Source organism: Hymenobacter aquaticus, from assembly GCF_004765605.1.
In the GTDB taxonomy this organism is placed as follows: domain Bacteria; phylum Bacteroidota; class Bacteroidia; order Cytophagales; family Hymenobacteraceae; genus Hymenobacter; species Hymenobacter aquaticus.
This window is the reverse complement of the sequence record NZ_SRLC01000001.1, coordinates 766,139-787,643: the sequence shown is the minus strand read 5'-3', so window position 1 is coordinate 787,643 and position 21,505 is coordinate 766,139. Positions and strand designations below refer to the sequence as shown.

At 63.2% G+C, this 21,505-nt stretch carries 13 protein-coding genes; 1 reads left to right on the top strand and 12 read right to left on the bottom strand.

The features are described 5' to 3' along the window. Nucleotides 1-41 precede the first annotated feature (41 nt). Entirely contained in the window at nucleotides 42-2,402 is a 2,361-nt protein-coding gene (locus E5K00_RS03205; protein ID WP_245328198.1) for a DUF5703 domain-containing protein, read from the top strand. 89 nt (nucleotides 2,403-2,491) lie between these two features. Here E5K00_RS03205 and E5K00_RS03200 read toward each other — a convergent pair whose 3' ends face one another. From E5K00_RS03200 to E5K00_RS03150, 12 genes are all read right to left on the bottom strand, one after another. After that, on the bottom strand, nucleotides 2,492-3,154 hold the full coding sequence (locus E5K00_RS03200) for a hypothetical protein (protein ID WP_167856735.1): 663 nt from the start codon (nucleotides 3,152-3,154) through the stop codon (nucleotides 2,492-2,494). Nucleotides 3,155-3,333: 179 nt separating this feature from the next. Beyond that, nucleotides 3,334-5,529, bottom strand: a complete 2,196-nt coding sequence (locus tag E5K00_RS03195; RefSeq protein WP_135461611.1) for an alpha-L-rhamnosidase-related protein — start codon at nucleotides 5,527-5,529, stop codon at nucleotides 3,334-3,336. 152 nt (nucleotides 5,530-5,681) lie between these two features. Beyond that, nucleotides 5,682-7,592, bottom strand: a complete 1,911-nt coding sequence (locus E5K00_RS03190) for a right-handed parallel beta-helix repeat-containing protein (RefSeq protein ID WP_135461609.1) — start codon at nucleotides 7,590-7,592, stop codon at nucleotides 5,682-5,684. Nucleotides 7,593-7,785: 193 nt separating this feature from the next. Then, nucleotides 7,786-9,234 (bottom strand): DUF4974 domain-containing protein, encoded by a 1,449-nt coding sequence (locus E5K00_RS03185; protein ID WP_210114272.1) that lies wholly within the window; start codon nucleotides 9,232-9,234, stop codon nucleotides 7,786-7,788. Nucleotides 9,235-9,336: 102 nt separating this feature from the next. Further along, the gene (locus E5K00_RS03180; RefSeq protein ID WP_135461605.1) at nucleotides 9,337-10,491 is read right to left on the bottom strand and encodes a sialidase family protein; all 1,155 of its coding nucleotides are present in this window, start codon (nucleotides 10,489-10,491) and stop codon (nucleotides 9,337-9,339) included. An 18-nt stretch (nucleotides 10,492-10,509) separates the two neighbouring features. Further along, a complete protein-coding gene (locus tag E5K00_RS03175; RefSeq protein ID WP_135461603.1) occupies nucleotides 10,510-11,748 on the bottom strand; it encodes a glycoside hydrolase family 88/105 protein in 1,239 nt (412 codons plus the stop codon). Between the two features lie 197 nt (nucleotides 11,749-11,945). Then, nucleotides 11,946-14,711, bottom strand: a complete 2,766-nt coding sequence (locus E5K00_RS03170; RefSeq protein ID WP_135461601.1) for a glycoside hydrolase family 78 protein — start codon at nucleotides 14,709-14,711, stop codon at nucleotides 11,946-11,948. Nucleotides 14,712-14,907: 196 nt separating this feature from the next. Continuing rightward, nucleotides 14,908-15,621: a hypothetical protein gene (locus tag E5K00_RS03165; protein WP_135461599.1), complete on the bottom strand. Its 714-nt coding sequence runs from the start codon at nucleotides 15,619-15,621 to the stop codon at nucleotides 14,908-14,910. A gap of 110 nt (nucleotides 15,622-15,731) precedes the next feature. Next, the gene (locus E5K00_RS22745; RefSeq protein WP_167856734.1) at nucleotides 15,732-15,896 is read right to left on the bottom strand and encodes a hypothetical protein; all 165 of its coding nucleotides are present in this window, start codon (nucleotides 15,894-15,896) and stop codon (nucleotides 15,732-15,734) included. Nucleotides 15,897-15,904: 8 nt separating this feature from the next. After that, complete coding sequence (locus E5K00_RS03160; protein ID WP_210114271.1) at nucleotides 15,905-16,354, bottom strand: DUF6934 family protein; 450 nt, start codon at nucleotides 16,352-16,354, stop codon at nucleotides 15,905-15,907. Nucleotides 16,355-16,541: 187 nt separating this feature from the next. Continuing rightward, a complete protein-coding gene (locus E5K00_RS03155) occupies nucleotides 16,542-19,448 on the bottom strand; it encodes a glycoside hydrolase family 2 protein (protein WP_135461597.1) in 2,907 nt (968 codons plus the stop codon). Nucleotides 19,449-19,617: 169 nt separating this feature from the next. Next, nucleotides 19,618-21,450, bottom strand: a complete 1,833-nt coding sequence (locus tag E5K00_RS03150; protein ID WP_245328197.1) for an exo-alpha-sialidase — start codon at nucleotides 21,448-21,450, stop codon at nucleotides 19,618-19,620. Nucleotides 21,451-21,505 lie beyond the last annotated feature (55 nt).

The following is a 21,505-nucleotide window of genomic DNA, read 5'->3' as shown; positions in this document are numbered from 1 at the left end:
GGGCTCGGGCTGACTTTTTAGCCCGCAGAGGGCGCAGAGGTTTGCCGCAGAAGGCGCAGAACGTTCTGCGCCCTCTGCGTAAACTTCTGCGCCCTCTGCGGGCTCCCTACGTCTGGGCATTTATTCTGCTCCGCCTGACGGCCACTGCCCAAAGCCCCGAGCTGCCGAGCAACAACATCACCTGGACCAGCCCCAGCCGCAACGCCGCCGAATCCATGCCCTGCGGCGGCGGCGACGTGGGCCTGAACGTGTGGAGCGAACAAGGCGACGTGCTCTTCTACGCCGCCCGCAGCGGCACCTTCGACGAAAACAACTCCCTGCTCAAGCTCGGCCGCGTCCGCCTGCGCCTCACGCCGAATCCGTTCGACAACGGCCACTTCGCACAAACGCTGAACCTGCAGCAGGGCGACGTGACGCTGACCGCGGAGAAAAACGGCCTGAAAGCCCAGGTTCACATCTGGGTTGAGGTGTTCCGCCCCGTCATCCACGTCGAAGTCAGCAGCAGCAAACCGCTGGCCGCCGAGGCCCGCTACGAAAGCTGGCGCCACCAGGACCGCGTGCTGAAGGGCAAGGAAAACAACCAGAACTCCTACAAGTGGGCCCCGCAGGGCGAAGTCAAAACCCGCCACGACAGTATCAGCTTCCGCGGACAAACGGTCGAGTTTTTTCACCAGAACCGCCCCGAAACGGTGTTCGACGTGACCGTGCGCCAGCAAGGTCTGGAGGCGGTGAAGGCGCAGCTCTACAATCCGCTACGGAACCTGACCTTCGGCGGCGCGCTGACGGGGGAAAACATGCAGCCGGCCGGCGCTACCGACGGCACGTACCAACGCACGCCCTTTCGTGCCTACGCCCTAAAAAGCCGGGGTACGGCGCGGAAGCACGCCCTCACGCTAGCCCTACACACCAGCTACGCGTCCAGCCTCCAGCAGTGGCAGCAGGAGCTGCGGCAGACGCAGCAAGCCGCCGCCCAGAACCCCAAGGCCGCCAGGCAGCAGACGCTGGCCTGGTGGCGCAGCTTCTGGCAGCGCAGCTTTATCCACATTCAGCCCACGAAAGCCGCCGAAAACGCCCCTGAGTGGCAAGCCGGCCGCAACTACCAGCTGATGCGCTACATGCTCGGCTGCAACGCCCAGGGCCAGTGGCCGACCAAGTTCAACGGCGGCCTCTTCACCTACGACCCGGCGCTGACCGACAGCACGCTCAAATTCACCCCCGATTTTCGCAACTGGGGCGGCGGCACCCACACGGCCCAAAACCAGCGCTTGGTGTACTGGCCCCTGCTCAAAAGCGGCGACGCGCAGCTGCTGAAGCCGCAGTTCGACTTCTACCTGCGCCTGCTGAAAAACGCCGAGCTGCGCAGCCAGACCTACTGGCAGCACCCCGGTGCCTGCTTTACTGAGCAGCTCGAAAACTTCGGCCTGCCCAACCCCGCCGAGTACGGCTGGAAGCGCCCCGCCGGCTTCGACCGGGGTCTGGAGTACAACGCCTGGCTGGAATACGAGTGGGACACGGTGCTGGAGTTCTGCCTGATGATGCTCGACGCCGAGCGGTACGCCGGCCAAGACATCAAGCCGTATCTGCCCTTCATCGAAAGCTGCCTGACCTTCTTCGACCAGCACTACCAGCAGCTGGCCCGGCAGCGCGGCGCCAAGGCCCTCGACGGCGAAGGCCACCTGGTACTCTACCCCGGCTCGGGCGCCGAGACCTACAAGATGGCCTACAACTCCACCGCCACCGTGGCCGGCCTGCGCACCGTGCTGACCCGCCTGCTGGCCCTGCCGCCGCAGGTGGGCACCGCGGAGCAGCGCCAAACCTGGACGGCCATGCTCGGCCGCATCCCGGCCCTGAGCTTCCGCGAAATCGACGGGCACCGGCTGATTTCACCCGCTAAAAGCTGGGAGCGGGTCAACAACGTGGAAAGCCCGCAGCTCTACCCGGTGTTTCCCTGGGGCCAGTACGGCCTCGGCCGGCCCGACCTGGACGTGGCCCGGAATACCTACCGATTCGATCCGGACGTGCAGAAATTCCGCAGCCACGTGGGCTGGAAGCAGCACAACATTTTCGCCGCCCGCCTCGGCCTCACCGACGAAGCCGCCCTGCTCACCGTGCAGAAGCTGCAGGACTCGGGCCGCCGCTTCCCCGCCTTCTGGGGCCCCGGCTACGACTGGGCGCCCGACCACAACTGGGGCGGCGCGGGCATGATCGGGCTGCAGGAAATGCTGCTCCAAGTTGATGACCGCAAAATCCTGCTGCTGCCCGCCTGGCCCAAGCAGTGGGACGTGCATTTCAAGCTCCACGCGCCCTACCAGACCACCGTGGAATGCACCGTGAAGGATGGCAAAGTCACCGAGTTGAAAGTAACGCCGGAGTCGCGCCGGGCCGATGTGGTACTGCCGTAGCAACCATCCCAACAACCTGGTTGGCTGAAAGCCCAAGCCCCGCCTCATCGGGGCGGGGCTTGGGCTTTAGTCGGGTAGCGCCTATTTGGCTACAGGGTTTCGAGCTTCGATTGTAGCGCGGTCAGCTGCCGGGCCCTTTTTTGTTGCTCCTGCTGCACCACTGCCAATGTCTTCTTCATTTCCTTGGTGTCGGGCAAAATCAGGTTGCCAGGCAGCTTTTTGGTTGTCCGGGCCAGGCTGGCTTGCAGCTGCCGGCTGGTTTTGGCTTTGGCCGCCGCCAGCTTTTCGGCCGGCCACTGGTTGCGCAGATTTTCCAGGAAGGCAATGGCGAGCTTGGGTTCAACATAGGGCTGGGCGAAGAATTGCTCGGCATAGTACGTGCGCTTTTCCAGCGGAGCAATGCTTAAGAAGTGCTGGACTTCCACCAGGCCGAAAATAGCTTTTTCCTTCAGGGCCTTCCTAATATCCGCCGGGTAAGGAAGCGCGTCGGCCTGCTGGTAGTACGCATCGAGCTTTTCCCAGGTGTGGGCATCGGGGCTACCCAGCGTTAAAGCCGTCAGACCGCTTTTATCGGAAGCGGCATTGAGTTCCGCCAGCTTATCCAATGCCCGGTTATACTTGTCTGATTCCGCAAACGCCTCGATACTCAGCTCCCCGGCGGACGCGGGCTGCTGGTCGGTACGGTGGGTAGAGCAAGCGCCGGTAAGCACGGCGCAAAGGCCCAGAAACAAAGCAGATGTGCTGTTTCTCATCGTATTACAGAGTTGTCTTTGCTACTCTCTTCATAGCATCTGATTGTTTTTGCGCGAATATTTTGCACTGATATTCAAATATAGAATACTTCAGCAACGCAGCAATACCTGTTAACTTGTTGAGTAACAACGGCGGGACGCACGTCCTGCACCTATCAGACAGGAATGCCGCAACTATCTTAACTGGCCTGATAGTGCACCACGTATTCGCGGCCGGGCTGGAGCTGCAGCTCGTATTGCCCGCCACCCTTAGCTTCGATTTTGGCACCTTTGACGCTGGGTTTGCTCTTGCTTTTGAAGCGTAAAACGCCGGTGCCGCTGGCGCCTTTCACTTTCAGCTCCCTGGCAGTAGCGCGCACGGTGATGTCGCCCTGGGGCGTGGGCACGCTGCCTTCCATCCACTGCAGGCCGCCGAGGTTGGGCACGACTTCGTAGGTGGCGTAGCCGGCCGAGAGGGGCCTGACGCCCAGGTAGTACTTGCCCAGCAGGTAGATCGGGCTGGCGCCCCAGGCGTGGCAGAGGCTTTTGCCGAAGGGCCGGCCGTACATCGACAGGTGCTCGGTGCCTTTCTTCGTGGGGTCGTATTCTTCCCAGAAGGCGGTGGCACCTTCGTTGAGCATCCCGCCCCAGTAGCTCTTCATTTCCTGGAGCACGTAGGGCTGCTCACCCAGGGCGCAGAGGGCTTCCAACTCGTAGAAGCGCATGTAGGGCGTGGTGATTTTGGGCACCTGCGGGTTCAGCAGCACCGATTTTTTCACCTGCTGCTCCTGCTCCTGACTTAGGTAGTCAAAGAAGATGGCGAACATGTTGGCGTAACGCGTCACGTTGTCGGTGGGCTGCCCGTTCACGCGGCTGTGCACCAGCGCGCCTTTCGCGGGGCTCCAGTAGGTGGCGAAGATTTTGGCCTTGAGGTCGGCGGCCAGCTGCTGGTACTTCCGGGCGCCGGTCTGGTCGTTCACGAGGCCCGCACACAGGGCCATGCTTTCCAGGCTGCGGCACAGCAGCAGCTGCTCGAAGCTGACTTCGCCCTTCTTGCTCAGCCCGTCGGCCCAGTCGATAAACACCCAGTCGCCGGCCAGGCCTTCCATGTAGCCATCCTGGTTGCGCCGGCTCAGGCAGTAGTCCATCAGGCTCTGCATGCGCGGGTAGAGCTGCTGCACCACGGTTTTGTCGCCCGAGTACTGGTAGGCGTCGTAGATGCCGATAAACCAGTAGAAGGTGTAGTCCATGATGGTATTCACGTGGCTGGTCACCGGGTCCTTGCCGCGCAGGGCGAAGGTGGTGCGGTTCACCGTCGGCGTGTCGAAGTACAGGTAGTAGTTCATCAGGTAGCTCTGGTAGGCGTCGCCCGACCACACCCACCGGTCCCGCTTGATGCCGTCGATGAAAAACTCCCGGCTCGTGAGCTGCATGGTGTAGGCGGCCACGTCCCAGATCTTGTTCAGCTGCTCATCCGAGCACCGGAAGCGGCCCCGCTCCGTCAGCGGCGCGTACTCGTAGAGCATCGACACCGAATCCAGGGTCACGCCCTTTTCCGGCCGGATGTTCACGAAGCGGAAGGCCTTGGTCAGCGAAGTCAGCTTGTCGGCCTTCTGCGGCTGGTTCACCTCCAGCCGCTCCAGCGTCTCGCAGCCCGCCACGCTCAGCGCCTCCTCCTTGGATTCGCCGAAGTACAGCGTGGTCGGTCCCTGCCCCTGCAGCCCGTGCAGGCGCACGTAGCCGAACGTCTCGCGCCCGAAATCCACCAGCATACTGCCGTCGGCGTTGCGCGTGACCTTGGCGGCCCGCCGCGGCTCGGTTTTCAGCTTAAAGGCCGAGGGCAGCGCCTGGGCCTCGTTGAAGTTCCAGCTGCCGGCCGTCAGCCAGGTGGTGCCCGACTGGTCCGACACCTTGCCCGAGGCGTCAATCCACTCCTTGTCCTCGTAGGTCACCAGCCAGCGGCCGTCCGTGCCGATGGTTTTACCCCGCACGAACACCGCCGGCACGTGCTGCTGGTTGTAGACCTTGATGTTGAGCCGGTGCTTGCCGGCGGGCACCGTCAGGCGCGTGGGGTAGCCGGTTATCAGCTTGCCGTCGAGCTTCACGTTGTACTGGCCCTCGGCGCGCAGCTCCACTTCTTCGGCCTCCTTCAGGTCGAAGTCCTGGTGGAAGTCGATGAGCGGGTAGTGGCTGTCGAGGCGCCAGAAGGGCGGGAAGAAGGAGCCGCGCTCGGTACGGCGGTTCTGCATCTGGTTGCTGAGCCAGATTTCGTAGTCGCCGGGGTACCAGATCCAGGTGGCCTTGCTGGCCTGCTGGGCCTGGGCGGTTTCGGCGGCGAATAGGGCCAGCAGCGCGGCAGCGGCGACGGTAAAGCGTTTCAGGGTAGCGTGGGGCATCAGGGGAGGTTAATGGCTGCAAATCAGGGCGTCATTCCGAGCGAAGTCGAGGAATCTCGCGTGCTGACGTTGGGTGCTATTGTTCTCGTTGGGGTTGCTCTCGGAAGTCAGCACGCGAGATGTCTCGACAAGCTCGACATGACGTTCTTTTACTATTGACTCTTGCCGGCTTTCTGCTCCGCTTTCGGCGCCGCGCCGCGCAGGTCGCGGAACGCCGCTTCCAGCCCGGCGGCCTGCTTGATGGCCTCGGGCACCATCGGGCCGTTGTTTTTCCAGACGTTGTTGGGGCCGTTTGCATTGGCCAGGAATTTCTCCGCCGGGCACCAGTTGTCCTGCACCGTGATACCCGAGGAGCCCTCGTCGAGGTAGAGGTAAAACCAGTGCTCGGGGTCGTGCACGTAGGCGGCGCGGCCGATTTCGTCGATGCGGTTTTCGCTGACGACGGTACCGGGCTGGGCCGAGAGGGTGTACACGCCGGCCACGTCGTAGGTGTGCTGGGCGTAGTGGTGGATGTAGTTGGCCTGCACGCGGTTGCCCTGCATGGCGTTGGCCGATTTCGTCCAGCCCCAGCCCAGGCTGATGCCGGTGTAGGGCACCTGGCTGATTTCGTTGTGGCGGATGGTAGTCTGGCGCACGTAGCCGGCCGCAATGCCCACGGCGCCCCAGTCCTCGTTGCCGCAGTCGGTGAAGAGGTTGTTTTCCACTAGCTCCGAGGCGCAGATTTCCCGCTCGTCCTTAGGATTATAAGGCAGGTGGGTTTCGATGCCGGGGTCGGAAAACTTGCCCAGCTGCAGCCCGTTCACGGCCACGTCCCGGAACACGCAGCCGACGATGGCATCATCGTGGGTGCCCTGCTGGTAGTCGAGGCCGGCGGCGCCGAGGTGCTCGAAGCGGCAACGTTCGAAGCGGGTGTGGTCGGCCCCTGTGAGCTGCACGGCACCGGGCGGACGGCCAATCCAGGCCTGGTTTTCGAGGCCGGCTTTGTCGGGGGTGCCGGGCTTGGCCAGGGAGTAGCCGTCGAGCAGGTACATGCCGGCTTGCAGCGGCACGTGGCCCTGCTGCCCGGGGCGCAGCCAGGTGGTGTGGGCGAAAGTCAGGCCTTTGAACTGCAGGTGGCTCACCGGCGCGTCGAGCGAGCCGGCTACCTGCACCAGGGTTTCCAGCGCAGGCACGGTCACCTGGACGCTGCTCATCGTTTCGCCAGGGCGGGGCCAGTAGAGCACCTGCCGCCGCGGCTGGTCGTAGTACCACTCGCCGGGCTGATCAAGCAGCTCCAGGGCATTGGTCAGGTAAAAGGCCGAGCTGCCGTTTTTGCCGTTGATGATGGGCCGGGGCCAGGGGTGCTCAAATTGCACCCGGCTTTCGGGCTCCTGGAAGGTCACGCGGGCTTCCGGGCCCTGCACCGTCACCGACTTGACGCGCAGCACGTTCACGGCCCACATCTGGTGCAGCACCATTTCCAGCTGCCCGGCCCGCGTCACGCCGCTCAGCGCGGCGGCCGGAATCCAGGCTTCGCGCTTGTCGGTGTCCCAGCGCAGCAGGCGGGGCAGGTTGTCGTCGGTGGCCGTGCGGGCGCGGACGGCCTTGTGGCCGTTCACCCACAGCTGCCGGAAATCGAAGGCGCGGCCGGCCAGCAGCGGCGCATCGGCTACCCACACCTGGCCCTGGGCGGCTTTGGGCAGGCCCGGTACGGCGGCCGCCGCCTTTTTCCAGCCAGTCACCGCCACGCCGCCGCTGAGCACTGGCTGCTCCCCGGGCGCGGCTTCGATGATGGTCGGGCTCGTAGCGGTGCCGGCGTCTTCGGGCCGGAACAGCCAGGGCTCCTGCAGCCGGTACTCCCCGCCTTTGACCCAGATGTGTACACCGTTCTGCACCGAAGCATCGCGGAGGCGGCGCAGGTCGCGGGCCTGGCGCAGGGCCATGTTCAGCGTGGCCAGCGGCTGGGCGGCGGTGCCGGGGTTGCGGTCGGAGCCCGTGGGGGCCACCCAGATGTCGGCGGCAACGGCTGAGGTACTTAGCAGACTGACGGCGAGAAAGAGGCTGGCGGAAATCGAACGGGTCATCAAGCGGTTCTGAGAGTAGCGCTGACTTTGTAGTCGGCGCTGGCGCGGAAGGCGCCAAGGTGGTTCTGGGTCGTTGCTGGCTGGATAGGGCAATGCTGTTGTGCTGATGGGGCAAGGCACGCAATGCGCGGTTCCGCATTGCGGCGTTCCGCCGCAGCGCCGACTACAGAGTCAGCGCTACGCACACGCGGCGCTAATTGCCCTGCGCGGCCGTCTGGTTGAACAGCGCCTGCAGGGCCTCGAAACTGTGGATGGCAGTAGCCGGCAGCCCCTCCCCTTTCGGGCCGAACACCAGTTGCTGCTCCTGCTTTTCCACCGTCACCTTCGACTCGTCCATCTGGCCAGCGGCGTCCTGGGCCATGCGCAGGTTCAGGCCCAGGTGCTGGGCCATAAACGCGTACATGGCCTGCCGTTTGGAGGCGCCGTAGTCGTGGCCTTCTTTGGGGAAGTGGGCATTCTGCACCCGCTCGGGCTGGCCGTAGTAGCCGTAGATGTTCTTGAGGTAGGGCATGGCTACGTCGGGCGTCTGGGCAGTCCAGTCGCCGCCGTCGGTAATGGCCAGCATCGGGCGCGGGGCGGCCATGGCGGCCAGCTCGGCGTTGTTGGTGCCGCCCCCGCAGAGGTGTACCGGCATGCCGCTTTCGCACGGACAACCACCACTATGGTAAGTCGATAACATCACCACCGGCACGCTCACCTTGATGCGGTCATCGAGGGCGGTGAGCAGCATGGTCTGGCTGCCGCCGCCCGAGCCGCCGGTTACGGCCACGCGGTCTTTATCAGCGTTTTTCTGGGCGAGCAGGAAGTCCAGGGCCCGCAGGCCGTTCAGGGCCTGCACCGTCATGGCCAGGCTGCGGCGGTGGTCTTCGGGCTTAAACTGCAGGGTCGATTCACCCCAGGCGAACAAATCGTAACTGTAGACCATGGCGCCCATGCGGGCCAGCGTGGCGCAGCGCTTCTGGGCGTCGGCCCGGTAGCGCCCGTCGCCGAAGTGGCCGTCGGGACTGATGATGACCGGAATTTTGCCCTTGGGCTTCAGCGGCCGGTACAAGGAGCCGGTGACGTACACGCCCGGCAGCGTTTCCAGGGCCACGTTTTCCACCGAGTACCCGTCGTACTCCCGTTTGTTGGTCACGATTGGCTTGCTGGCGGGCTTGGCCGGCATCGGCGCCAGCCGCAGCGCCGACCACATGCAGCCGCGCAATTCAGCTTTACGCTGCTCCCAGCTGGCCTGGTCGTGGTAGCGGGCGGCCAGCTCCCGGAGCTGCGCGGCGCCTTCCTCCGGCGTTTTGAGGTGATACTGGTAGGTCTTGATTTTGTAGGTTTTGTCGCCGGTTTTGGCGGCCTGCAAGTCTAGCGCCGCCAGTACGTTGCGCAGCGTCTCGTCCACGTCGGGGCGGAAGCGCCACTGGGCATAGGTCACGTACCGGTCCTTCACCAGCGCCGCGTCGGGCCGGATTTTCACCCCGTAGCGCTGTTGAATCTCGTCGAGCACCTGTTGCAGCGGCTCCCGGTACTGCTCGTCGGCGGTCTGGGCCCGGGCGGCGCCGGCGGCGGTCAGCAGTAGGCCGATGGTGAGGAGGCGGAGTTTGTGGAGGACCCCACCCCCCGGCCCCCTCCCCTCCGGGAGAGGGGGAGCCACGGCGGCGCGAGCGTTTTCAGACTTGAATATAAAAAGCGTAACCATGTTTTTTTGTCGTCTGGCACCCCCTCTCCCGGAGGGGAGGGGGCCGGGGGGTGGGGTCTAATCCTTGGTAATTTCCGCCGTGCCCATTGGGGCCGTGTAGCCCTTCAGGGCCGGCCACTGGCCGTTTTCAATCTTGACCAGCTTGAGCTTTTTCAGGTCAATGACGGCGTGCTTAATGCTCTGGCGGCGCCAGGTGTAGACAAAATGCACCTTGCCGTCCCTGGTCTGAATCACCGAGGGGTACGAATACTGGCTGATGGGCGAGTCTTCCAGGATGGCCGCCGCGTACCACTCCTTGCCGTCCTTCGACACGGCCACGTTCAGCGGGGTGCGCGGGCCCTTGGCCAGGGTGCCGGGCGGCAAGACGTGGTTGTACACCAGCAGCTGGCGGCCGTCCTGCAGGGTCACCGCGTCGGTGCCGGAGTTGTTGTTGGGCAGCGAAGTCTTGGCCAGCGGCGTCCAGGTCTGGCCTTGGTCTGAGGACCACGACTCCAGCAGGGCCCGGTCGCGGCTGCGGCAGAGCAGCTGCAGGCGGCCGTCCTTGTGGGTGAGGATGCTGGGCTGAATGGCGCCCTGGGTGGGGCCATTTTCAATCGGGCCAATCATCTTCCACGTCTGCCCGTTGTCCTTCGTGGCTTCCAGGTGCACGCGCCAGCCGCCGCTGCCCTCGGTGCTGGTGGGGCTCAGCAGGGTGCCGTTCGCGAGCAGCACCGGCTTGTTCTTGACCGGCCCGATGTAGCCCTCCGGCAGCGCCCGGGCCGCCGACCAGGTCCGGCCGTGGTCCTTGGATGTGCGCAGGTAGCCCTTCCAGTCCGAGGGCTTCGGCCCGATCTTGTAGAAGAGCAGCAGCTCGCCGCCGGGCACCTGGTAGAGCACCGGGTTCCAGGTGGGGTAGCGCAGGGTTTCGCTCTGCACGCCGTTGGCCACTTCCACCGGGGCGGTCCACCGGCCGTTTTCCTGCCGGCTCACCCAGATGCCCACGTCCGGGTTGCGCTCCTTGGTGCCGCCAAACCAGGAGGCCACCAGGCCCTGCGGCGTCTCGGCCAGGGTGGCGGCGTGGCTTTCCGGGAAGGGCATCTTCTCCTGGATGAACTCATCCACGATAACAGCGCGCTGCCAGGGGTTTTTCCGGGCAGTTGCGGGCGGGGTCTGGGCCACGGAGCAGCCGGCGGTTAGCAGGCCGAAAAGCAGGATGGGAAGGAGTTTGCTCATGTTCGTTTTGGGTCGTCGCTACTGGTTCAGCTCCAGGCTAGCCAGAATGAAGGGACCGGTGCCTTTGGGGTCGTTTACCCGAATCGGCTCCTTGATGTAATACTCGAAGCTGCCGTCCCGGTCGGCGCTCAGGCCAGCTACTTCGCACACTTGCAGCAGGTTGACTTCCCCGTCGGGCTTCACCTCCACCAGCTGCCCGGTGATGCCGGCGTAGCCTTTTTCGGCCGCGCGGCGGTAGGTTTTGGGCAGATAGCCGCGGTTAGCGCCCTTGGCCAGCGTGTACACAAACATGCTCGACGCCGAAGCTTCCAGGTAGTTGCCGGGCTGCGTAGGCTGGTCCATTACTTGGTACCAAAGGCCGGATTTGGGGTCCTGATATTTCACCACGGCTACGGCCAGGCGGTCCAGAATCCGGAGCAGCTCGGGGCGCTGCGGGTGCTGGGCGGGGAAGTAGTCGAGCACGTCCACGAGGGCCATGCCGTACCAGCCCATAGCCCGGCCCCAGACGTTGGGCGAGGCGCCGGTGGTTTTGTTGGCCCACTTCTGCTGCCGGCTTTCGTCGTAGCCGTGGTAGAGCAGGCCGGTTTTAGGGTCGCGCAGGTGCTTTTCCAGCAAGATCAGCTGGTTGGCGACTTCACCGAAAGCGGCGGGCTCGTGGAAGGTAGCGGCATATTGGGCCAGAAACGGGCTGGCCATGTAGGCCCCGTCGAGCCACATTTGTTGGGGGTACTTGAGCTTGTGCCAGTAGCCGCCCGCACTCGTGCGGGGCTGCTTGCGCAGTTGCTCGCGCAGCTGGGTTAGGGCCTTGCGGTACTTCTCGTCCTTGGTGCGGGCATAGAGGTTAAATAAGACCTTGCCCGAGTTGATGTTGTCGAGGCTCAGATCCTCGGGCTTGTAGGTTTTGATCTGGCCCTGGGCGTCAATCATCTTGTCGCCGTAGCGCTGAATGTAGGCCAGGTACTGCGGGTCGTTGGTTTTGCGCCACACCTGCTCCAGGGCGTATATAATCAGCCCCTGGGTGTAGCCCCAGGTGTCTTTCTGCGCCGGGTCGGCCATCCACGGGCTGCGCTTCAGCACCGAGTTCATCATGCGCGCCGACCATTTCGCCGGGGCCGGCGCGGGCTGCAAAGTGCCGGCCGCAACAGTTTGCGCACCGCCTGGCACCGACGCACTGGACGCGCTGACGCAGCCGCTGCCCGAAATGCAGGTCAGCATCAAAGCCAGCAGGCCGGTTCGGTAGGTGTTTGTTTTCGACATTGTTCGTTCGTCAGTAAGCCTATTCGCGGCTTTTTAGATTGTCTTTTCTGTCATGCTGAGCTTGTCGAAGCATCTCTCCCGCTTCGTTGCGCCTCACCCCCCGGCCCCCTCTCCAAAAAAGGAGAGGGGGAGCCAGATGAAGCGGGAGAGATGCTTCGGCTGTGTTCGGCATGATGTTCCATGTCAGTCATTCAGATTCACTTCACCACGAAAGCATAATTCCCCGAGCCGACCTCAAACACGGCCCTATCCCCTTCCATGCGCAGAAACTTCACGCCCGGCGCGGCCGAAGCCTTCTTGCCGCCTTCCTGTACTTTCTCGGCGTCCTTGGCCGGGATGTAGACCACAGCCTTGGTGTTGCCGGGCACCGTCAGGTTCCAGCTAAAGCGCTTTGGCTCCTGCTTCCAGCTGCTCTTGATCAAGCCCCGCACCGACTGGTAGGAGGCCTGCACCGAAGTCAATCCGGCGGTGGGCGTGGGCTTCATTTCCAGGCGCTGGAAGCCCGGCGCGTCGGGGGCGGATTTGATGCCGGCCAGGTTTTCGTACTGCCAGATCAGCAGGTCGCCGAGCAGCATCACGTGGTTCTGCGAGTTCATGGCCGGGTCGGCGGTGTTGCCGTTCCACAGCTCCCAGATGGTAGTGGCGCCGTTGGCGGCCATGTAGCCCCAGCTCGGATAGTCGCGGTTCGAGGCCAGGCGCAGGGCCACGTCGGGGCGGCCGTGCTGGGTGAGGCCACGCATCAGCCACTGCGTACCGATGACGCCGGTGCTGATGTGGCCCTGGTTGTCGACCATGACTTTGTCGACGATGTTCTGGAACACCTTGGCCTCGGCCTCGGGCGGCACCAGGCCGTAGGACAAGGGCAGCAGGTTGGCCGTTACGGTATTGTTCGAGTACTGGCAGCTTTCCCGGTTCAGGAATTTCTGGTTGAAGGCCGTTTTCAGCGCAGCCATCTGCTGGGTGTACTCGTCGGCGTCGCGGGTCTTGCCCAGCACCCCAGCGAAGCCGAGCATCAAATCCAGCAGGTGGTAGTAGGTGCTGCTGGCAATGAGGGCGCCGTCGGTGTTGCGGGCGGGGTCCTTGCTATGAATCAGCTCCTTGGACTCCGGGGGCACGCACCAGTCGCCGTACTTGTCCTTGGTGACGAGGCCGTTTTCGGAGTAGTTCTGGCCCATGTAGACGAGCCAGCGGCGCATGGAATCGTAGTGGCGGGCCAGCACCTGCTGGTCGCCGTACTGGCGGTAGAGCATGTCGGCCACGGTGAGGTAGGTGCCGGGCCAGGTTACGTTGTCGCCGTAGTAGCGCCAGAAGGCGGGGGCCACGTCGGGGATGCTGCCGTCGGCTTTCTGGGCCTGCTCGATGTCGCGCAGCCATTTGGCGTAGAGGCGGGAGTTGTCGAACACGAAACTCTCGCCGTAGGCGCCGGTGGTCCGGTCGCCGAGCCAGGGCTGCCGCTCGTTGCGCTGCGGGCAGTCGATGGGCATGCCCTTGTAGTTGCTGCGGATGCCCCAGTAGGCGTTGCGGTACACCTGGTTGATGGTGGCGTCGGAGGTGGTCAGCGCGCCGGTGGTGGCCATATCGTCGTACACCACGCGGCCGTCGAAGTCGGCCAGGGTGGGCGCCGGGCCGGCGGGCCAGCCGCTGATTTCCACGTAGCGGAAGCCGTGGTAAACGAAGCGGGGCTCCCAGGTTTCGCGGGCGCCGCCTTTTAAGGTGTACACGTCGGTCGCGCGGGCGTCGCGCAGGTTGCGCACGTACAGCTCGCCGCTGGGCTGCAGGGTTTCGGCGAAGCGCAGCGTCACCTGGTCGCCGGCCTTGCCCTGCACGCGTAGGCGCAGCCAGCCGGCCAGGTTCTGGCCCATGTCGAGGATGTACTTGCCGCCGTTGAGGGGCTTGATGGATACCGGTTTCAGGGTTTCCATCACCTTCATGTTCTCGTTCATCTGCGCCTCGTAGGCGCCGCCGGGCTCCTGCACCAGCTCGGCGGGCAGCCACTTCTTCGCGTCGAAGCCGGCGGTGGCCCAGCCGGGCATTTCCCGGGTGGCGTCGTACTCTTCGCCGTCGTACTCGTTGTTGGTGCGGATGGGGCCGTCGGCGGTGCCCTGCCAGGTGTCGTCGGTCTTGACGATGTCGCGCGTGCCGTCGGCGTAGGTCACCTCGATCTGCATGAGCAGCTTGGGGTAGCCGAAGGTCTTAATTTTGTAGGGCTTGTAATTCTGGCGCATGGCGTAGAAGCGGCCGTTACCCAGGGTCACACCCACCGCGTTGGGGCCGGCTTTGAGCAGGCCGGTCACGTCGTAGGCATTGTACTTCACGCCCTGGCCGTAGTCGGTGGGGCCGGGGGCCAGCACCTGCTCCCCTACCCGCTGCCCGTTCAGGTACAGCTCGTACAGCCCCAGCCCGATGATGTAGGCCGTGGCCTGGCGGATGGGCTTGTCGGCCTTGAACTCCTTGCGGAAGTAGCGGGCCGAGAGACGGGCGTGGGTGGTTTCGTCGTCGCCGGGAAAGGCGCGGTCGAAGCCGATCCAGCGGCCTTTCCAGTCGAGGTAGTTGAGCAGGCCCATGCTCCAGCGGGCGGGCGCGCTCCAGGCCGAGGGGCCCTGAGTGGTCCAGGTACGCACCTTCCAGTAACAAAGGGTGCGGCTGCGCAGCGGGGTGCCGGCGTAGGCCACGTGCACCGATTGGGCCGAGCTGACCTGGCCGGAGTTCCACAGGTCGCCCTCGTCGGCGGCCAGCTTTTCGGGGGTGGAAGCCACCAGCACTTGGTAGGCGGTTTGCTCCAGGCCGCGGGCCGGGCCGCTCAGCTCCCAGCTCAGGCGCGGGGCGGTGGCGTCGATGCCTTCGGGGTTGGTGAGCAGCTCGCAGCGCAGGCGCAGCAGCTGCACGGGGGCGGGCTGGTCGGCGCGGAAGGCCGTCAGCAGCAGGGCGGTGAGAAGCGAAGAAAGTACAATGCGCAGGTTCATCGGGACGGGCAGCCGCACCCCGCGCCCCCGCTACGACAGCAGCGGGGAAGCCGGCCGCTACACGGGCCGGCGCCACGGGGCGGTGCTAGGCACTTTTGGCGTCCACTAGTTCACCATTTTTCCCGTGCCAACATTCTACGATCTTAGCATAAAGCTTTAGGATTTGGGCATGGTGGGGGCAGCACCGTACTACAGGCTAATAGTGTGCGCTACGCCACGCTTCTGACTCACGCTTTACTATTTGACCCGTATTCGCATCTATCCAAATAAATCTATGCATTCTTTCAAATGATTTACTGCCTTTGACAGAGGGCTTTTCCGCCCTCCAGCACAAAGCATTCTGCTTAAGATAGTATTCAAGTGAAATACCTTCAAGTTTTCCACTGAACAATTCATCTGATTCCGCTATTTTCTTTGCATCACAAACGCTTATCATTCTATCAAAATTATTATTCCGCGCTTTAGCAGGCAGCTGATCCTTTGATATTATATTTCCTTTTTCATCAAACACTATTGATATATAATATTTCATATCACCTTCAACTACAAAATAGTATTGAATGGCATATTTGACCCGCTTGTCACTCTTCTCGTCTATCCAGCCTTTCTGTTTTTTGATTTCGTCGAATCGAGCAAAGTCGACAATTTGGCTTTGATAGTAATTTAACTTCTGCCTGTAAAAGCTAACACCAACTCTCTTGATCAAATAAGCTTTAGCGTTAATCAACACTTTCTGCGGAAGTTTTGTAGTATCAACTTCTTCATATGGACAATCATTAACCATATCAAAATGATCTTTATTACCATTCTCGCATCTTATAACCTTACCTTCGCAAGTTATTTCCACGTCTTGCGCAAAAGCACTCATTGAAATGATTAGCACCAATACTGCAAGTAGCACTTTATCCATAGCTTATTTTTAATACAAGAAACGCGCGTCCATCACCAAAATACAAACAGCGGGCAGCAAACCTCCACGATTTACTTTCCGCTGTTGCATGCTGAACAAAGCTATGTCAATCACGAAAACTTCGGAATGCCGACCGTTTTCAGGATGTAGTTAGCGCGGTTCACCTTGTCCTGAAACAAGGGCTGGTTGTCGTATTTGCCAGCCAACTCCGGATTGATGGTGTATTCCACCTCCGGCTGCTTTTTGGCGGGCTTGGCTTTCGGGGTCTTTTTCATGGCTGTAGTTACTGTTGCGGCTTTCGACGCACGGAAAAGGCGTGGTACGTGACGTTTTTGCGAAACGGCTCCCAATCGGCGTCCGTCAGACCAAGTACGTCAAAATCCTGCTCAATAGCCGTCAGATTGTTGGTGATGCCCATACGGTACAGGCGGGTGCGGGCCTGCGTACTGCCAGTGGCTAACACGATGGCGTCGGGGTGGCGTTCCATAAACAAGTACAGGGTGCGGGCCACGGTAGCCAGGACTTTCTGACTGTCGCCGTTGTTGGTGACGCTCAGGTCGCTGATGTAGCCGGACTCGGGCTCTTTGTCGCCGAAACCGAGGTTGTAGAAGCCCTTGACGTTGATTTCGGTGTACTGCACGACTTTCGTGACCGTGCCTTTGGGGCCGACGCTGTCAAACTCAAACGTCAACAGGTCGGGTGAGCTTGCAAACGTGTAACGGTCATTAATCATACCCGGCGAAGGTACCAAAGCAAACAACGGGTAGCAAACCTCGTCGGTTCACTACCCGCTGCTACTATCCTTCCGTGTCATGCTGAGCTTGTCGAAGCATCTCTACCGCTTCGTTGAACGAGTCCGGACGAAACGGTAGAGATGCTTCGGCAAGCTCAGCATGACGTTCTGGAATGTCGTTCCTCTCCTACCGCTGCCCTACCGACTTCTCCTGCGCCTGCTGGCCGGAAAAATCGAAGTACAGGGTCATTTCCTTGGCGTACGAGGGGTCTTTGCCGTAGTCGTAGTACATGTTGGTTTTGCCCATCGGGCCCATGTTCTCGGCTTTCTGCGACTTGGTGCCGATGGGCGTGATGCCGTGCATAAAGGAGAGCTGGCCGCTGGGGAAGGCCGGGGCCGTGTTGTAGGGCGTGGCCGAGAAGCGCGGCGTGAACAGGCGCAGGTACACGTCTTCCTGGTCGCAGATTACGGTGAAGGGCTGGCCGGTGGTCTGCAGGGTGAGCCAGTAGAAGTTGGAGTAGTAGCCCTTGAACTCGGGGTACTCGGGGCCGCGGGTGCCGTTCATTTCGCCGGTACTGGTGTCGTTGTAGCCTTTGGTCCACACGCCCAGGTTGGTGCCTTTCAGGCGGTCCTTCCACACGCGGTAGGGCCCGTCGCCGCGCCACTGGGCGCCGCGCACGTCCTTTTCGGGGTAGCTGAAGCTCAGGCCGGCCAGGGCGAAGTCGTAGTCTTTGGGGAAGTACTTGGCCGTGAGGCGCACCCAGCCCGAGGGGTACACCGTCCACTGCAAGGACTGGTAGCGGCTCTGCTTGCCGAACTTGGCTTCGATGACCACGTTCGGGCCGTCCTGGCGCTGGCTCAAGCCCTCGAAGGCGGTTTCGCCCTCGGCCAGCACGGGGCCGTTGGTGAGCGGGATGACGCCCTTGGCGTTGCGCACCGAGCGCAGCAGGCCCGAGCGGCGGCTGAAGCTCAGCTCCACGCCGTTGGCCGATACGTTGTAGAGCGAGTCGGTTTCGGTGAGTTTGGCGGCGGTGGGGCCTTCGAGGCGGATGAGGCGCTGGGCCACGGCGCTGGGGCGGGCAATGGGCCAGCTCCAGGTGTAGATTTCGCGGCCGTCGGGGTAGTTGGCGGTGAGGTAGAGCACGTCGTGCTGCTGCCAGTCGGCGGGCAGGGCCACTTTCAGGGTGCCGTAGGTGCCGTTGGGGGCAATGCTGGGCGCGGTGAGGGACCCCACCCCCAGCCCCTCCCCTCCGGGAGAGGGGTGCGTTCTGGCGTGCGGAGGTGCGCTCAACGATTTCTCGCGTCTGGCTCCCCTCTCCTGTGGGGAGGGGCCGGGGGTGGGGTCCCCGGGACCGGGCAGCTTCACTAACTTCCAGGTGAACTTACACTGGTTCAGGTCGGTGAAGTGGAAGCGGTTTTGCACGCGGAAGGTGCCGTCGAAGGCCGGGGTGATTTCGCGGCGCTCGAAGAACACAGGGCTCCAGACTTCCTTGATGGTGAAGAAGCTGCCCTCCTTTTCGCGGTAGGGGCCGAGGATGCCGTCGGCGCCGTGGTTGCCGTCGGTGTCGAGGATGCCGCCCTTGTCGGTGCGCACCACGCCGGCGTCGGAGAAGTCCCAGAGGAAGCCGCCGGCCGAGCGCGGGTGGGCCCACATCTGCTCCCAGTAGTCTTCGAGGCCGGCGCCGTGGCCGCCGTCGTAGAGGCCGTGCAGAAACTCGGTGGGGAACACCACGTTGTGGCCCTGCAGGTGCGTGCCGTTGCCGTAGTCGTAGTTGATGTAGTGCTGGGTATCGGTGCCGCGGAACACCTGCCAGGCGTGGATGACGGGGCGCTGCTGCAGGTCCATGCGGTCGAGCACTGGGTCGAGGTCGAAGTTGTGGCCGCCCTCGTTGCCATTCACCCACACCACGATGCTGGGGTGGTTTTCGTCTTTGCGCACCATTTCCTCGGTGAGCTTGGTGCCGGTGGGCGTGTCGTAGTTGCCGTGCCAGCCGGCTATTTCGTCGAGCACCATCAGGCCCAGGGAGTCGCAGGCGGCCAGAAAATGGTCGTCGGGCGGGTAGTGGGCCATGCGCACGGCGTTCATGTTCATGTCGCGCATCAGGTTCACGTCCTGAATGCTCAGGGCCTTGCTGGTGACGCGGCCCGAGGTGGGCCAGAACGAGTGGCGGTTGACGCCCTTGAACTTGATTTTGACGCCGTTGAGGTACATGCCGTCCCGCTCGCGCACTTCCATGGTGCGGAAGCCGATGCGCTTATCCACGACGTGCACCGGCTGCCCGCCCTTGCGCAGGGTGAAGGCCACGCGGTAGAGGTTGGGCGTTTCGGGCGTCCAGAGCCGGGCCTGATTGAGCGAAGTTTGCAGGCGGGTGGTGGCGCTGCCGGCTACGGCCGCGCGGAACTCGGCGCCGGCTTTCTGCCCGTCGAGCGTGTAAAGCTGGCCCACGACTTCATCGGCCCCGCTGCCCTGGGTGTATACATCGGCGCGCAGGGAGCCGTCGGCCTTGGCGTCCACGGCCACGCGGCTGATGTGGGTGGCGGGCAGGGCTTCGAGAAACACCGGGCGGAAGATGCCGCCGAACAGCCAGAAGTCCCCGCGCCGCTCGGCGTCGTTGACCGACTCGTTGGCCGAGTGCTTGGCCACGGTGGCTTCGAGCAGGTTGGTTTTGCCCGGCTTGAGCAGCTTGGTAATGTCGTACTTGAAGCGGTAGTAGGAGCCCTGGTGCATCGGCCCGGCCGGCTGCCCGTTGATGCGTACTTCGGTATCGGTCATGGCGCCGTCGAAGACGAGGTTCACGGTCTTGCCGTCCCAGTTTTTAGGCACCTTGAACTCGTACCGGTACTGGCCTACTTCCTTGCCGCGGGCGGTGTCCTTGGCGTGGCCGTAGTTGTACTTGCCGAAGCCCTGCAGCTCCCAGTTGGAAGGCACCGGGATGGTGGTCCACTTGCCGGAATTGCGGCCGGTGGAGCAGTGAAATTTCCACTTCACCGTGTGGTCTTTATCGGTACCAGAGAGGTACTGGATTTGCGTCTGCTGGGCTTGTGAGGCCAGGGGCAGCAGGGCGGCGAGGAGGAATGGGTAGAGCTTGGGCATGTGGTGGACCCCACCCCCCGGCCCCCTCCCCTCCGGGAGAGGGGGAGCCACGGCAGCGTGGGTTTGTTGTTTGTGATATAGGCTATTTTTTAGCCTCGCTCCATTTTTCAGTGCAGAAAGAATCGTCTGGCTCCCCCTCTCCCTAAGGAGAGGGGGCCGGGGGGTGAGGTCAATTCACCGCCGCCCCCGAGGTCCTCAACGACTTCACATAAAACACCGCCAGCTTCTCCGACTCGCCCGCTTTGGGCAAATCGTAGGCCTGATCGGCGGGCGTATCGGGCGTGGGGAAGTGGCGGGCGGGGCCGGTGCGCAGCATCACCCGCTCGAAGGAGGCTACTGGAGCGTAGAAGATGAAGGTGCTGGTCTTGCCGCCGTTCACCGATACCGTGCAGGTGCGGTTGGGCGCGTCCAGGGTCACTTTCAGATCCAGCTGCTGGCCGGCCTGGTACTTGGTCACGCCCTTGAAGCGGGCCCCGGCCTTGTAGCTGAGCGTGCCGGTGGAGTCGAAGCTGAGCTGCACGGCGGGCTGGCCCTTGGCGTCCTGAAACTCGATTTGCAGCAGGCCGTGGTCGTTCTGGGCGGGCACCACCGACAGCTCGGCCGTCAGCTGCTTGCTTTCCGGGATGACGCGCTCGGCCTTGCCGTAGTCGAAGCGGTCCGAATCCTTGAACACGAGGCCCTTGGAGCCGTCGGGCAGCGGGCCGATTTCCACCGGGGCCTGCACCAGGCTGTAGGTGTTCCACTGGTCCAGCTCCTGCCCTACTGGCATTTGCGCGAAAACCTCGTTGGCGTGGCTCGTGGCGGTGGCGCGGATGGGCACCGGCACCGAGGCAATCCAGAGGTCTTCCTTGTTCACGCTGTAGCTCACCCACATTTTCTTGTCGGGCGGCACCCCGTCGCCTTCCTGAATGCCGCGCACGTACTGCGGGCCGTAGCTTTTGTAGTTGCCGCCGTAGCGCATGGGCGTGATTTCGCCGTGCACCAGCCAGAGGTCGGTGTAGTCGAGGCCGTTCTGCGACGTGGAAACGGCCAGCGGCCAGCGGAACTCCGAGGGGTTGTACACCGTGGCGTACTGCCCATCCGAGGTGCGCTGGCCCCAGATTTTGGCGTTGCTGTTCACGAAGTGCGGGGCGCGAATGACCGGGTTGGGCCAGGTTTTACCGCCGTCGGGGCTGATGGTAGTCAGCGCGTGCTTCCAGAGGCCCACCACGCGGCCATCGGGCAGGTGGTAGTAGCTGAAGGCCTTGTACTCCTTGCGCAGCGGAATGAGCTGGTCGTCGCGGTCCTGCTCCTCCACCATCTGCTGCATCATCAGCGGATTCGCGAGTATTTCCTCGCAGGCGGCCACGAAGCCTTTGTCCTTGCTCTTCGTGTAGAAGGGGTAGGCCGATTTCGACTGGTCCCAGGTTTTGTTGTGGCGCAGGAAGTAGATCGGCCCGAACTTGCCGCCCGGCAGCACCTCGCGCACCACCCGGCCGATGCCCTGCCCGTCGTTCGGGTCATCCTTGGCGTCGAGGGCCACGCCGTAGTAGCCCAGGGTCAGCAGGCGGTTTTTCTTGGAGGTGTAGAAGCCCACGCGCTGGTGCATCACGGCCTCCAGGTTCCGGGCCACTTTGCCGGGCTGGTCGGGCTTGGTGAAGCCGTCGGGCACCTTGTAGGGCGGGAAAATGACCGTCGGGTTGGTCCAGGTGTAGCCGTCCTTGCTCGTCAGCAGCAGGGTGCGGCCGGGCGGCACATGCTCGCCCACCGGGTTGCTCAGGTACTGGTAGTAGAACTGCCCCTGCCAGTAGGCCAGCATCGGCGCGTGGTTGTAGGTCCACCCCTCCCCGTTGGCGGCGCTGGGCTGCTCCCGATTCGCCCGCAGCACCTGCCGGCAGTGCGTCCCGATGGCGGGGCGCAGCTGGCCGTGGTGGTAGTCCACGTTGCTGAGGGTAGTGCCGGTGTAGCGGATGGTTTCGGGCGTGGTCTGGGCCTGGGCGGCGAGGCTGCCGAGGGCAAGCAATAGCGGCGCGAGTGTGCGCCTCACCCCCCGGCCCCCTCGCCGAAAAGGAGAGGGG

What these genes read in the sequence shown, in the direction of transcription:
- E5K00_RS03195 (WP_135461611.1), bottom strand. Translation starts at nt 5,529, where the DNA reads ATGCCCCACGCTACCCTGAAACGCTTTACCGTCGCCGCTGCCGCGCTG.
- E5K00_RS03160 (WP_210114271.1), bottom strand. Translation starts at nt 16,354, where the DNA reads ATGATTAATGACCGTTACACGTTTGCAAGCTCACCCGACCTGTTGACG.
- E5K00_RS22745 (WP_167856734.1), bottom strand. Translation starts at nt 15,896, where the DNA reads ATGAAAAAGACCCCGAAAGCCAAGCCCGCCAAAAAGCAGCCGGAGGTG.
- E5K00_RS03165 (WP_135461599.1), bottom strand. Translation starts at nt 15,621, where the DNA reads ATGGATAAAGTGCTACTTGCAGTATTGGTGCTAATCATTTCAATGAGT.
- E5K00_RS03190 (WP_135461609.1), bottom strand. Translation starts at nt 7,592, where the DNA reads ATGACCCGTTCGATTTCCGCCAGCCTCTTTCTCGCCGTCAGTCTGCTA.
- E5K00_RS03180 (WP_135461605.1), bottom strand. Translation starts at nt 10,491, where the DNA reads ATGAGCAAACTCCTTCCCATCCTGCTTTTCGGCCTGCTAACCGCCGGC.
- E5K00_RS03175 (WP_135461603.1), bottom strand. Translation starts at nt 11,748, where the DNA reads ATGTCGAAAACAAACACCTACCGAACCGGCCTGCTGGCTTTGATGCTG.
- E5K00_RS03200 (WP_167856735.1), bottom strand. Translation starts at nt 3,154, where the DNA reads ATGAGAAACAGCACATCTGCTTTGTTTCTGGGCCTTTGCGCCGTGCTT.
- E5K00_RS03170 (WP_135461601.1), bottom strand. Translation starts at nt 14,711, where the DNA reads ATGAACCTGCGCATTGTACTTTCTTCGCTTCTCACCGCCCTGCTGCTG.
- E5K00_RS03155 (WP_135461597.1), bottom strand. Translation starts at nt 19,448, where the DNA reads ATGCCCAAGCTCTACCCATTCCTCCTCGCCGCCCTGCTGCCCCTGGCC.